We start from the raw sequence: 13,622 nt of genomic DNA, 5'->3' as shown, positions 1-13,622 counted from the left end.
CGAAGAAATTTTTACGGCGATTGCCCCAAAGCCTAGTTGTCGCTTTGAAACCATTCTGCATAGGATGTTTCTGTTTCCTGTAGTCTCAAAGAATGCAGGGCTATGTTCTCCGGCAGTCTGCTTTTGATTTTTTCAGCGAAATCAATCACCATGTTTTCGCTTGTTGGTTGATAACCGACTAAAATCACATGATGCCCCCTATTTCTTAATTCCTCTGCCAATTCAACATGGGGCGTATTTTTATTAAAAACGGTTGCATGGTCAAAAACATCTACAACTTCTTCGCGGACTATTTTTTTCAGGTCCGAAAAATCAATCACCATTCCAAATTTCACGTTGCTAGTATCTGAAATCGGGGTTCCTATTACGGTTACTGACAATTTATAGCTATGCCCGTGTACATTTTTACATTTTCCGTCATAGCCATACAGTGCATGTCCTGTTTCGAAACTAAATTGCTTGGTAATTCTGATTTTGCTCATTCTTTTTTATTTCTGCAAATTTAGTTACTTTTTGAATTGGTTCAGGGCATTTCTGCTAAAATCTGACAAAACCAACTTCCCTGAAATTGAAGCTCTTTCATACAAAAGCGTATCCCAATTTTCGGTTCCTTCCCACAGTACTTTTTTCATTTCAGACAAGGCTTCCTGATTATAGGATGCTAATTTTGAAGTAAAAATTTCCAACTCTTTATCCAAATCTTCTTTTGTTTCAAAAACTTTGGCATACAGGCCTTTTTCCTGAGCCCAATAGGCATTTTTCCATTCGTGTGCTGCCAACGTCATTTCGCCTAAAGCGCCCTTACCTATTTTTCTTGAAACGGCCGGTTCAATCACAAAAGGCCCAATTCCGATAGCCAGTTCTGATAGTTTAATAGCGCTGTCTACTGTTGCAAAAGCATAATCGCATGCCGCAGCCAGTCCTACACCACCACCAACGGCTTTCCCATGAATGCGTCCAACAATCAGTTTGGAGCATTTGCGCATAGCATTGATTACGTTTGCAAAACCCGAAAAGAAACTGGTTCCTTCCATAAGGTTCGATACAGCCAAAAGCTCATCAAAAGAAGCTCCGGCACAAAATGCCCCATCGCCTTCGCTTTTTAGAATAATCAGATTTACGTCCGGATTGCTGCTCAAATTGTTTAATTCGTCTGTCAGTCTTTGTAATAATTCACTTGGGAAGGAATTACTTGCGGGATGTCCGAATTCAACGGTTGCTATTTTATTTTCGATAACGGTATACAGAGACCCGTTTAATCTTTGTGTGGTCATAAAAAAATATTTGCAGGTAAAGTTACGCTTTTGCAAAATAAATTCATCGGAAGGTATTTGCTTTTTGAAAATTAATTCCCTTAATTTGCCACATGCTTTGGGGATGTAGCTCACTTGGCTAGAGCGCTTGGCTGGCAGCCAAGAGGTAGTGGGTTCGAATCCCATCTTCTCCACCTGATAGGACAGATTGATATTGTATCGATTTGTCCTTTTTTATTTAACAAAAACCTCAATAACTCCTGATTTATCATTTCACCACCATTTCATCATATTTCACTTGTATCCTTTACTATATTTAATTCCGTCTTCAATAAATTCACTTCTTTTAAATTTTAACATTTTTTACAGATTTTCTGTAATAGAAGACTTTCGAATGCACCTAGATTTGTCATAAACTATATTTTCATTTATAAAATGTTATATTTCAATAATAAAATTTTATTTCTTTACGTTTTAACACAAATTAACAATACTTAACTTAAATAACTACAGACACATGAACCCCATCAGACCCTTTCCGGCAAGACTGGCTGCCGGACTTTGTTTCCTGCTTTCTGCGGGGGCACTTAACGCCCAGGACATCCTCTGGGAGAAATCCTACGGAGGAAAACACTCAGACTACTTGTTTGATGCCCAACCAACTCCTGATTATGGTTTTATTCTCGCTGGAAGCTCGTTATCCAAAAATACGGGAAACAAAACTGATGATAACAATGGAAATCTGGATTATTTCATCTGGAAAATGGATGAAAAGGGTAATCTCGATTGGCAAAAAGGATTCGGGGGCTCCGGAGCTGATCTGCTACAAAGTATAAAACTGACGCCAGATGGAGGTTTTATTTTAGCAGGCACTTCCAATTCGCCTAAAGGCCTTCATAAAAAAGATGAATGTAAAGGGCTTGAAGACTTCTGGATCATAAAATTAAATGCCAAGGGAGCCGAACAGTGGCAGCGCACTATAGGCGGTACCGGACAGGAACTTCTGCAAAGCATTGCATCAACTTCAGACGGTGGTTATATCATAGGTGGTTCTTCCGGCTCTTCCCGAAGTGAAAAGCTGAAAAATGGAAAAGAAGATGCGTTTGGAAAAAAAGAGGATAGTCAGGGCGGCCTTGATTATTGGATCGTAAAGCTAGACAATGAGGGTCAAATTGAATGGCAGAAAACTATCGGCGGACAATACCATGATGAGTTGCGAAGCATCATCCAGACAGACGATGGAGGCTATATGCTTGCCGGATCTTCAAACTCTACAGCAACAGGAGACAAGACTGAAAAAAGATATGGTGAAAGCGATTATTGGGTAATAAAAACAGACAAGTTCGGAACGATTGAATGGCAGAAGGTCTATGGCGGAGAAGGCGATGAACAGCTCAAGACGATGCTTCATACCTCAGACGGCAACTATATACTGGCAGGAAATTCAGCTTCTGAAACCACCGGCAATAAAAACGCCTCAAATAAGAACGGCATCGACTTCTGGCTTCTGAAAATAGATTCATCTGGCGAGATACTATGGCAGGAAACTTATGATATTGGAAAAACCGACCTACTTGCTTCTCTGGTTGAAAATGAAGACGGTTCCTTGCTGATTGGTGGACATGCAATGAGCGAAACTGCCACCGATAAGAAAAAGGACAAGGAAGACATTAATGATTATGTGGCCATAAAAATTAATGAGAAAGGAGAAGAACAATGGCGAAAGACCGTAGGAAGCAACGGGCAGGATATTTTGAGAAAAGCTGTCAGGGTTCGCGATGGGGGATATTTATTGGCCGGGACTTCCAAAGGCAGCAATTCCCGCGACCGCAACTCTTCACAAGGAAGAAACGATTTCTGGGTTGTTAAGCTAAAAAACGAAAAGAAAAAGAAAGAAGAGAAAAGTCCTATCGAGGCCTTCCCGAATCCTACAGCTCAATTTACCAATGTTATCGTAGGTTATGAGTTCGAGAAAGGCACAGCAACCGTATTTGACTTGTCAGGCCGCCAGTTGCAGCACTTCGATATCCAGAACAGAACCGTTCCTGTTGACCTTGGAGGACTACCTATAGGAATTTATTTGGTCGAAATCAGGACGAATGTACAGAATGACGCTATCAAAGTAGCCAAGACTATTATTAAAAACTAGACATGTCATGAAAAAATATTATTATATACTGTTGTTTGCCATAAATTTTAATGCGAATGCCCAATTAGACAAGACTATTCCAGAGTTGACAAAGCCCAACCCTGAAGTTGCGAGCCTTGGCAAGTATGGCGAACTACCCATGAATTATTATAGTGGCACTGCCAATATAGACGTCCCTTTACACGAAATTGATTTTGATGGGCTAAAAATCCCCATTGCGCTTTCCTACTCAACAGGTGGCATTTTGGCAAGACAAGAAGCCAGCTGGGTTGGATTGGGTTGGGGGCTTTCGGTAGAACCTGTTATTACCAGAAACACAAGAGGGCTTGATGATGTTACGCAGGTAGGAGCAAATGTAGGATTCCCTTACACAAGATATGCTCTTCCAGAGTTTTCTTATAACTTCAGTTATGCGAGTCCTCTCTGGGAAGAACTAGGCGTACATGAAGATTACAACAACATTGTAAACACTTATGATACTGAACCCGACATTTTTACCGTGAACTTGTTTGGTGAAAGCGCAAAATTTATACTTACTCAGAAAAACCTCAACGGTGGTGTTATTGGCACTGTCATGATTAATGCTGACAGCAGGATACGGGTTGTCTATAATGAAAGTGCTAAAACCTTTACTGTAACCAATGACAGAGGATTTGTATTTTATTTTACAAATCCAGAATATTCAGTCACCGCAGTTGAAAGACAAATCGCTAATGATTTCGCAGTGCTCAGCGGATTTGACAATCCCATGATTACAGGTTGGAAAATAGAAAAGATTGTATCTCCAAAAGGCAATACGCTTTATTACAACTATTACGAAAGGGCTACTATTAAAGACCAACCGATAGCCAGTGAAAAAGGACATAATTTAGTATGCCCCAATTTAGATAATTTTGCACCATGGGGAGGCTATATCAGTTCATATATCCGCCCATCACGTTCTCTTAACTGTCATGCTGCGCTCTATCTTGCTTCAATTGTTTATGATGATTTTAGGGTAGATTTTGTAGGATCAGACAGGCTAGATTTAATGGACGGAAATAATGGAAGATACCCGATAGTTACCTCAATCGCCAACTACAGAAATGAAAAACCTAAAAAACTGGACCACATTTATGTTAAAGATTTAAAAAACCAAACGGTAAAAGACTTCCAATTCGGCTATTCTTATTTCAATGCAAACGCCACGTTTAATTCTCAATTCACACAGGAATATCTCAGATTAAAACTGGATAATATATTCGAGAATGGAGAAATGCTCAGGCGTTTTGAGTACCTAAATCCTGACCAATTACCCAATAAACTAACCAAATCAACAGACTATTGGGGATATTATAATGGCAAAACGAATGAACATTTATATCCATCATACAAGGCTTTAAAAAATTGTCTGAGTACGCCTACTATGGTTTCAATTATAGCAGCAGACAAATCTCCCGATTTTAATTTTGGTAAGAATGGACTCCTGACCAAAATATATTATCCAACAAAAGGTTATAGCGAGATCACTTATGAGCCACATTCTATACTTCTTAATAGTCAAACTAAGAACACAAATGTGCCCTTTGAAGATGTTGAAGTATTTCAAGCTGAATCATATGACGAGTCATCTCCTGGAAATTCTGCGGTATTTACCTTAAATGGCACACCTGTAGATTATGCATGGAAAAAAGAGTCAGGTGTAGGTACCCCACCGTCAAGCATTTTCGGGCATATTGTCCTGGAAATAAGTTGTGGTAGTGGATTTGTTCCTGGTGGCGGAACAGAATCCTATAGAAAATGTACCGTTTTGGATGTCGATGCATGGAAACCAGCACTTCAGATTATCAATGCATCCAACAATCAGGTTGTATTAACAAGACGGTTTTCTTCCGATATCGTGTGCAATCTCCTATGCCCTCCACTTTCCATAAATAATGGAGTAGCCGTTATCAACATCCCTTTAAGCGATTTACCTGCTGGCAGCTATTATTTTAGGGTAACAGCACTAAAACATATCTCTAATTTGCTTGATGCAGAAGAAGGGTTCCAACCTGGAAATCCTGATTATATGAAACAGTACTATTTCCCGGTACGTGCAAAAGTAAAAATCCCAAAATCATCCATCTATGCTAACTACAATAAAGAAATTGGTGGGGCTAGGGTCAAAAAAATCACTAATTATAATTACGATGCGACTATTACAGATAAAAAGGAGTACAAATACGTAACGGCATTGCCATCATCCTCAGAATTGTACTCATCAGGTATACTGATGGATGTATTAGATTTTGCTAATGACTACTCATATGGTACTGATGACTTCCTGTGCCCCAATGGTAACAGTTGTGCAAGTGGATGCTCCGTAAGAAATGTGACCGTATATTCTGAAAACAGACGAAACCAATACGCTCCTTCACAAGCCCATGTGGGATATTCAAGAATTGAGGAAATCTTTTCCGCTAATACAGGTATTGAAACAAATGGAAAGGCAGTATATCATTATTCTGCAAACAAAAATGAGAGCGTGTTCTATTCCAGCGTTTCTTCCCATATGATCTACAGACCCAACAATCCTATTTATGACAATTTAAATCTTGCTCTGTCACCAAAAAGGACATATGAAGAAAGTAATGGGGACCTACTTAAAACTGAACATTTCGATGCTTTAGGAAATTTAAAAAGAAGGGAAGAAAACACCTATATGTACCACGACTATTACCCTCCGAGGAAAGTAGGTATTGGAATGCATATAAAATTCCACCTGAATTATAGTTTTGCTTGTATTGGAAGTAGCCCTGTAGTAGGTGGAACCATAGAAAACATGCAGATTTACGAAATCAAGGATGAAGTGACTCCTGTACTACTGAAAAAAACAACAGAATATTTTTCAAATGGACAACTTGAAAAAACAATTTCCTATGACTATAACAATAAATACCAACCTTCGGTAATTACAGAAACAACATCAGAAAGCGGAGCAAACAAGATCATAAAAAACTATTATCCGGGTGATGCAGAAATAGCATCTTTTCCTTACACCTCTGAGCTTGTATCCAAAAACATTATTGGCTCACCATTACGCTCAAAACAATATTCCGGAACAGAATTATTAGAACAGGTAGATAAAGAATATGGTCTATTCAATGGTTCTCTTTTAGCAGAAGCATCTGTCAAGACATTGAAAGGAGGAAACACAACCGTACCTCAAACAGAATTCAATCTTGAAAGATATGATGAAAAAGGAAACCTGCTACAGTATAAAAAAGCCAACAGCATACCTATAAGCCTTATATGGGGCTATAAAAAGACACTGCCAATAGCAAAAATTGAAAATTTAGCCTACAATACTATACCTGCTTCTACAATAACTGATTTACAACAAAAATCAGATACAGGTACGGAAGCAGACCTATTATTGGCATTAGATGCTTTAAGAACCGCTTTCCCTGACGCCCTGGTCACTGCATTTACATACAAACCAGGAATTGGAATCTCAACAAAAACGGACTCCAAAGGCAATAAGGCAAGTTATCATTATGACAATAAGGGCAGATTGAAGCAAGTAAGAGATCGGGACAACAACATCCTTTCTGAGAATGAATATCATTATAAACCATAAAACGGAGCAAATGAAAAAATTAACATACCTAGTATTGCTACTTCCTTTCATTGCGTTTGGACAAAGTCAGGACAAAAATTATATTAAAACAACCACCTATAAAGTTCCTAGTACGTCAAGTATATTAACTCCTTCGCTGAATCAGGCTGTAGAGAGCACTTCTTATTTTGACGGAATGGGCAGACTACTTCAGATGGTCACCAAAGGCCAGTCAGGAAATGGCAAAAGTATGACAACTGCGACCGAATATGACGCTTTTGGCAGACAGTTAAAGGAATATCTTCCATACGTTTCTCAAAGAACAGATTTAGATTATATAGACGGAGCGCTTACAGAAGTACTTAATTATCCTGAATATCAAGGAAAGGTACCGTATGAAGAAAAGATTCTTGAGAATTCTCCTTTAAACAAAACGCTAAAGAAATCAGCTCCGGGATTGGCCTGGTCAATGGGCAGTGGCAAAGAAATAAAAATCGATTATTTGACAAATACCTCACAAGACGGTGTAAAACTTTATAAAGCAACTGCTACATGGAATTCGGCTCAAGGAGTATATGATGTTTCACTCTTATCGGCAATCTATAACGAAGGCCAATTATATAAAACAATAACCAAAAATGAGAACTGGACCAGTGGCTTAAACAACACTATTGAAGAGTACATAGACAAAGATGGGCGATTAGTATTGAAGCGTACATACAACGCTGGTGTAAGTCATGACACTTATTATGTTTACGACCAATATGGCAACCTCTCCTATGTATTCCCTCCCTTAGTCGACAATCCTGCAACCCAGCTAAACGATCTCTGTTATCAATATAAGTATGATAATAGAAACAGGCTTATTGAGAAGAAGCTTCCCGGAAAACAATGGGAATATATGGTATATGATAAACTTGATCGTGTTGTGGCAACGGGACCAGCCGTTTCGCCTTTTAATGGAAATGGATCAGGCTGTCTGATAACCAAATACGACCTGTTTAACCGACCTGTTTATACAGGATGGCTTAGTACAAATGAAACGCGCAGTGTGCTTCAGTCTCAACTCAATAACATTAACAACAATTTTTCCGAAAAAAGGCTATCAGGAGGTACCGTTGACAATATTAATATCGGCTATACCAGTGTAGCTTTCCCGACAAGTGGAATGAAACTATTGAGCGTAAACTATTACGACGATTATAATTACCCTAATGCCCCGACAAACTTTGACCCTATCGAAGGACAAACAGTCTATTATAACAATACGGTAAAGCCTAAAGGTTTACAGACTGGAACATGGTTACGTATTCCGGACTTATCGGCCTCAGCTACTGGCGAACTATCCTATTCTCTCTATGATTCAAAAGACAGAACAATACGCTCAAAAACGATAAACTATCTTGGCGGCTATACGACAATTGACAGCAAATTCGATTTTTCAGGCAAAGTGATCTATTCTGTGACAAGACATTCTAGGGCTGGCGTAGGTGAAATTTACATAAAAGACAGTTATACCTATTCTGACCAGGATCGTATGATAAAGCATACCCATCAGGTTGGTGAAAATGGAATACCACAACTACTTGCCAAAAATGAATATGATGAATTAGGCAGGCTTATTGTAAAACGAACGGGAGGCACTGATTTATCCGGCACTAATCCTTTACAGAAAATCGATTATACATACAACATTAAGGGCTGGCTAAAAGAAATCAACAAAATAGATAATCTCATACAAGCTGGCAACCCTGATGACTTATTCGCATTTAAGATTAATTACGAAACAGTAGAAAACACAGTTTATGGAGAAATAAAACCTCTATACAATGGAAACATTTCTGAAACCTTTTGGAGAACATCCAGTAACGACATCATAAGATCTTATGGGTATAAGTACGACGATCTTAACCGTCTTAACAGAGCCCTTTATCAAAAAAGCGGTAGCGTATTTAATTCTTATGATGAAGAAATTTCCTATGACAAAAATGGGAATATTACAGATTTGTCCAGAAATGGAGGATATGACGGAGATTTTATGGCTCTTGAAATGGACAGGCTGGCCTACAGTTATCATCCGCAGAAGAAAAATCAATTGATGAAAGTGCTTGACTATAGCTTTAACCCCGAAGGTTTCATTGACGATAGCCCTGACGGATATACTGACCCCGAAGACGACTTTGCTTATGACGCTAACGGGAATATGATTTCTGATCAGAACAAAGGCATCACTCAAATACTGTATAACCATCTGAATCTGCCTATAAAAATTGTTTTTGGTTCAGAATCCAATAAAATTGAATATCTTTACGATGCTGCCGGAAAAAAAGTTCAAAAGCTGGTCACTGAAGTTGGAACACCCAGGTCTTTCACCTATCTTCAAGGATTTCAGTACAAGGGCAAAACACTTTTATTCTTTCCAACAGCTGAAGGCTATGTAAATTACACACCGGCAGTCTATGGTGGCAGTTTAGGAAACGAGACTGTAATAACGCCTGAAAGTTATAATTATGTCTTTAACTATAAAGACCATTTGGGCAACATTCGCCTTTCTTATGGGCTCGATCCGGTTACTAACGTTCTTAAGATTATTGAAGAAAACCATTACTATCCATTTGGGCTCAAGCATACCAATTATAGCTCAGGCTGGAATTCTTTCCAAAGGATTGATGAAAAGGTAAGTTTAAGACCTGGAAGACCGAGTGCACCGTTGGAGTATAAATATAAGTACAACGGGAAGGAGTTCCAGGACGAGCTGGGGCTTAACTTCTACGACTACGGAGCTAGGAATTATGACCCTGCGATTGGTAGGTGGATGAATATTGATCCGCTGGCGGAGAAGTATGATAATAGCTCCCCTTATGTTTATACTGTAAATAACCCTGTTTTTTTTATTGACCCTGATGGAATGAGAATAAGATGGGCAACTTGGAGCGATGTGCAAAAAGATGAAGAATTAAGCAAACAGTTTTCTTCAAGGAAAGAATATAGGGAAGCAAGGAGAGAATTAAAAAAAGAGTATCGAGAAACAATGAAAAATTCTGAAACTGCTTCTGCAATATACAATGACTTAGATGCCGATTCTGCAACCCATACTATTTATGCTCAAAAAACTACGGGTGGAGATACGAAGAAGACCGAATCAGGAGGTACTAATATTAAGATTGGAATAGGCAACGGCTCTTCTGATTATTTGGACGGAATTAGTAGTAATGAATCAAATATTCAAGCGCAAATAGGACATGAAGGTGGGCATGCTTGGGCTAAAATGAACGGATTGGAAAGTGAGTTGAAATCATTAGACAGACAAACAGCTAATCCATTTGATGTTACTCTCTATAACAACGCATTAGAAAAAAGGGAAAGATTTGCATCTCATGTCGAAAATATGGTTAGAGCAGAATTAATTACGAATGGTGCACAAAACATGAATTTATTATCACAATATTTTTCAAGGAAAGCAGTATATACGGGAGGTTCTTTTTCTAAAATTGAATATCAGACTACAACATACAAACTGTTGGAAAATAATCCCTATAATGCAAAAGGATATTTGAGTAGAACATATAATTTACCCGTAACAAAAAAATGAAAAAGATAATTTTAATATCCGCATTGTTTTTCATGATTTCATGTAAAAGTCAAAAATCAACACATAATAACAATTGTGATGTTTCAGAAACAGAAAACCTGAAAGCATTTGACAGCTTATATACCAATTTAGATACTACTCAGGTGTTTAAAAATAAACTAAAAGAATTTGGAAATAATAAAACAGGGGTTTTGTTTTGTCAATTTCCAGCTAATATGAAACATGGAAAATTTACTGAAATAAAAGCTATTAACGATAAATTAATTTATTATAATTCAAATGAGAATCAAATACTCTTAAATGATTCTGAAATTGAAGTACTTTCAAGCGGCATTCGTTCTATTAATAAAAAGTATTACTATGAACAATGTGGTGAATATATTTCAGATGATACTTTTTACTTAATGTTAATCAAAAGGGATGGTAATATTGTGGCAAAATATTTTACTGATGGGAAATTAAGTTTTAAAAAAACTGAACGTAATCTAAATCTAAATACACTCAAGGACATTTTAGAGATAATGTATAGAAACTCTTTCAAGAACTGATTACAAATATAAGTACAATGGAAAAGAGTGGCAAGATGAGCTGAGGCTTAATCTTTACGACTATCATGCTATGCTTTATGACCCTGCAACGGGACGAAGAAACAATATTGACCCAATGGCAGAGAGTTCAAGAAGGTTTTCTCCCTATAGCTACGCAATGAATAATCCTGTCTTCTTTATTGACCCAGATGGGATGGTTGTAACACCAGGAAGTCAAAAAGAATGGAATAAGCAAAGACCGCAGTTTCAAACGAATTAAATTCTCTTCGAGGGAAAGTCAACAAACTTAATGCGACGGCAGCGGCCAAAGGATGGAGTGCACAAAAGTTGGCGGGAAAGATTGGCGACGTGAATGATAGAATTACAAGTCTGACAGGAACAATGAATAATTTAAGTACCTTAGAGCAAAGTTCTCAATCGTACAGCTTAAACAAAATTGCAGCGGGAGCAACAGGGGATACGTCCTATGACCCTGCTACTGGGGATGTCGTGATTAGTTTCGGAAATACCGCTAATTTTGTTCACGAAACGACTCATGCTGGACAATTTGAAAGCGGGGATATTGCATTTGATTCCACTACTCCTGGGGTTACTTACGCAAATGATACTGGCGATGAAATTGCAGCTTATAAAGCTCAATATGCTTATGATCCGTCTTCTGTTTCTGGATTGAATTCTACATCAACGGCTAATTCTTTTTCAGGGATTACGGTTAATTGGCTGCAAAATCTAAGCGATTCAAGCGGTAATAAAATTTATGCTCCTGGTGGTGCGGCAAACACAGCGGTTTACCCTTTGAATACGAATTCTGGAAGAGCAGATATTTTAAAAGGCTATCCTAACAATTCATCACTTCAAAGTTTGCCAAGTAATTTTACATATAAATCGATTACAACTTTAAAATTTAGAAAATAATGAGAAACTTAATCTGTGCTATATTCCTAATTTTCTTATCAAGTTCCTGTAAAGTTGCTCAAGTTTCCGATAACAATATGATTGGAACATACGTAGCTATTGGAAAAGACTATAATTACCGCCTTTCATTAAATGCGGATAAGACATTTGACCTCAAATTTACAGCCTTAGATGCTAAATCTGGATGCGAGGGCAAATGGGATCTCAAAGATTCGGATTTGTTAGTATTGTCTTGCAATGAGCCAAACGATATGGTTGAAACTTTGCGAAGCGGATATATGAGTCAGAGGATTCAAGAAGTAAAAATAAAGAGTAGGGATAAACTTATTTATAATAATAGTGTTACTCTTAAAAGGATTCCTTGATAAAATCCCTCGCCATTCAAGCGAGGGATTTCCTTAATTGGACAAACAGAAGACCTAAAAAAATTAATCTTCTTAGACAACAATAAAATGATAATTAAAAAACACGAATTAATCAGGATTATTGAAAGACGTTCGAAAGAGATAGAAAATACGCGACAAAAAGCACCTGGCAAATCATTGGAAGCAATCTATAAAGGCACTATGATTCATGAGATAGGGGCATAATTTAGGTGGAAACCACAAAGATACAGGCCATATAATGGATTATACTTTTGCACGTGAAAAAAGGCCAGCAAACTGCCTTGGGGATTGTGGAGAAGGAGTATATACTTATTCTATGTCATATGTTGACAAAGATGGGATTCGAGCAATAATGGGGCGTATGGGGCAGACAATAGAAGTTGATGGCAGAGATGGTCCACGCATTAGCACATATAGTGTAATCCGTTCGGCTTATTTAACATCAAAAGAAAATGACAGAATCACAGAAGGTTCAGTTGGAAAATTAACTTTAATTCAAAATCAATAATGAAAAATTACTGTCACATAATTTTATTATTAATTCCTTATTATGTATTGTCTCAAGATAAAAATTTACAGATCATTGATTCTTGTAAAACGATATCAGACAATAAAGTTCTTATATTTAATAAAGAGAACTTGGATTTTAGTTTAAAATTTAACGATGAAACCAGCTATATTAATATCGATTTCAGGAACAATGATGATGATGAAATTCAATTAAAACGAGTAAGATTATCTGAATTAAATACTATTAATTTAAAAGATAAAAATTATTTCCTGACATATAATTTTATTTATAATGTAAGGTATAAAGAATACTCCATTTACAGTATCTCTCTAAAATGCGATGAGAAAATTCCCGACAAACTCAAATATTATGAAAACATAATGAAAAACCTAAAAAATGGTAAATTGATTAGCCCTATTACTGCTATTGAAATCGCAAAAAAAAATGGTCTTAATACGATTTTTTCATGTGTGCTGGATGAAGATCCAAGATGGAAGGGGCTTAATTTTTATGAAGAAAATGAAAAGAAATGGAAGGTAACCTGGACCATAAAAACAGAAAGCAATTCAGATGGCGGTACAGATGTAATCAAACTAAATGCAAAAAATGGAAAAGTTTTGTATAAATACACAGAATTTCCAATTGATTAGATACAAGACTTAAAAACGGATTGGACAAAAATTAAACC

General features: G+C 37.3%; 12 protein-coding genes and 1 tRNA gene. 11 read left to right on the top strand and 2 right to left on the bottom strand.

Annotated elements, in window-relative coordinates:
* Positions 1–32 precede the first annotated feature (32 nt).
* Positions 33–482, bottom strand: a complete 450-nt coding sequence (locus tag ASG38_RS05285) for a 6-carboxytetrahydropterin synthase (protein WP_056067867.1) — start codon at positions 480–482, stop codon at positions 33–35.
* Positions 483–506: 24 nt separating this feature from the next.
* A complete protein-coding gene (locus tag ASG38_RS05280; RefSeq protein WP_056068449.1) occupies positions 507–1,274 on the bottom strand; it encodes an enoyl-CoA hydratase/isomerase family protein in 768 nt (255 codons plus the stop codon).
* A gap of 99 nt (positions 1,275–1,373) precedes the next feature.
* Here ASG38_RS05280 and ASG38_RS05275 point away from each other — a divergent pair.
* From ASG38_RS05275 to ASG38_RS05230, 11 genes are all read left to right on the top strand, one after another.
* A tRNA-Ala gene (locus ASG38_RS05275) sits at positions 1,374–1,447 on the top strand.
* Between the two features lie 323 nt (positions 1,448–1,770).
* Positions 1,771–3,402 carry a T9SS type A sorting domain-containing protein gene (locus ASG38_RS05270; protein WP_056067865.1) on the top strand — a complete coding sequence of 544 codons (1,632 nt, stop codon included), beginning with the start codon at positions 1,771–1,773 and terminating at the stop codon, positions 3,400–3,402.
* A gap of 7 nt (positions 3,403–3,409) precedes the next feature.
* Positions 3,410–7,003 (top strand): hypothetical protein, encoded by a 3,594-nt coding sequence (locus ASG38_RS05265; protein WP_056067863.1) that lies wholly within the window; start codon positions 3,410–3,412, stop codon positions 7,001–7,003.
* A 10-nt stretch (positions 7,004–7,013) separates the two neighbouring features.
* A complete protein-coding gene (locus ASG38_RS05260; protein WP_162239662.1) occupies positions 7,014–10,574 on the top strand; it encodes a DUF6443 domain-containing protein in 3,561 nt (1,186 codons plus the stop codon).
* Positions 10,571–11,122: a hypothetical protein gene (locus tag ASG38_RS05255; protein ID WP_056067859.1), complete on the top strand. Its 552-nt coding sequence runs from the start codon at positions 10,571–10,573 to the stop codon at positions 11,120–11,122. Before ASG38_RS05260 ends, ASG38_RS05255 begins: the two co-directional genes overlap by 4 nt.
* Positions 11,100–11,381, top strand: a complete 282-nt coding sequence (locus ASG38_RS18440; RefSeq protein ID WP_082482160.1) for an RHS repeat domain-containing protein — start codon at positions 11,100–11,102, stop codon at positions 11,379–11,381. The genes ASG38_RS05255 and ASG38_RS18440 overlap by 23 nt, the downstream gene beginning before the upstream one ends.
* Positions 11,382–11,449: 68 nt before the next feature.
* Positions 11,450–12,037 carry a hypothetical protein gene (locus ASG38_RS05245; protein ID WP_157486054.1) on the top strand — a complete coding sequence of 196 codons (588 nt, stop codon included), beginning with the start codon at positions 11,450–11,452 and terminating at the stop codon, positions 12,035–12,037.
* On the top strand, positions 12,037–12,402 hold the full coding sequence (locus tag ASG38_RS05240; protein WP_056067853.1) for a hypothetical protein: 366 nt from the start codon (positions 12,037–12,039) through the stop codon (positions 12,400–12,402). The genes ASG38_RS05245 and ASG38_RS05240 overlap by 1 nt, the downstream gene beginning before the upstream one ends.
* An 87-nt stretch (positions 12,403–12,489) precedes the next feature.
* Complete coding sequence (locus ASG38_RS17640) at positions 12,490–12,627, top strand: hypothetical protein (RefSeq protein ID WP_157486052.1); 138 nt, start codon at positions 12,490–12,492, stop codon at positions 12,625–12,627.
* Positions 12,628–12,661: 34 nt separating this feature from the next.
* Positions 12,662–12,931 carry a hypothetical protein gene (locus tag ASG38_RS05235; protein ID WP_056067851.1) on the top strand — a complete coding sequence of 90 codons (270 nt, stop codon included), beginning with the start codon at positions 12,662–12,664 and terminating at the stop codon, positions 12,929–12,931.
* Complete coding sequence (locus tag ASG38_RS05230; RefSeq protein ID WP_056067848.1) at positions 12,931–13,584, top strand: hypothetical protein; 654 nt, start codon at positions 12,931–12,933, stop codon at positions 13,582–13,584. Before ASG38_RS05235 ends, ASG38_RS05230 begins: the two co-directional genes overlap by 1 nt.
* Positions 13,585–13,622 lie beyond the last annotated feature (38 nt).

It is taken from the genome of Flavobacterium sp. Leaf359, from assembly GCF_001423985.1.
GTDB lineage: Bacteria > Bacteroidota > Bacteroidia > Flavobacteriales > Flavobacteriaceae > Flavobacterium > Flavobacterium lindanitolerans.
Note: the sequence above shows the minus strand (reverse complement) of the source record. Positions and strands in the feature narration are given on the sequence as shown.

What these genes read in the sequence shown, in the direction of transcription:
- ASG38_RS05285 (WP_056067867.1), bottom strand. Translation starts at nt 482, where the DNA reads ATGAGCAAAATCAGAATTACCAAGCAATTTAGTTTCGAAACAGGACAT.
- ASG38_RS05280 (WP_056068449.1), bottom strand. Translation starts at nt 1,274, where the DNA reads ATGACCACACAAAGATTAAACGGGTCTCTGTATACCGTTATCGAAAAT.
- ASG38_RS05270 (WP_056067865.1), top strand. Translation starts at nt 1,771, where the DNA reads ATGAACCCCATCAGACCCTTTCCGGCAAGACTGGCTGCCGGACTTTGT.
- ASG38_RS05265 (WP_056067863.1), top strand. Translation starts at nt 3,410, where the DNA reads ATGAAAAAATATTATTATATACTGTTGTTTGCCATAAATTTTAATGCG.
- ASG38_RS05260 (WP_162239662.1), top strand. Translation starts at nt 7,014, where the DNA reads ATGAAAAAATTAACATACCTAGTATTGCTACTTCCTTTCATTGCGTTT.
- ASG38_RS05255 (WP_056067859.1), top strand. Translation starts at nt 10,571, where the DNA reads ATGAAAAAGATAATTTTAATATCCGCATTGTTTTTCATGATTTCATGT.
- ASG38_RS05240 (WP_056067853.1), top strand. Translation starts at nt 12,037, where the DNA reads ATGAGAAACTTAATCTGTGCTATATTCCTAATTTTCTTATCAAGTTCC.
- ASG38_RS17640 (WP_157486052.1), top strand. Translation starts at nt 12,490, where the DNA reads ATGATAATTAAAAAACACGAATTAATCAGGATTATTGAAAGACGTTCG.
- ASG38_RS05235 (WP_056067851.1), top strand. Translation starts at nt 12,662, where the DNA reads ATGGATTATACTTTTGCACGTGAAAAAAGGCCAGCAAACTGCCTTGGG.
- ASG38_RS05230 (WP_056067848.1), top strand. Translation starts at nt 12,931, where the DNA reads ATGAAAAATTACTGTCACATAATTTTATTATTAATTCCTTATTATGTA.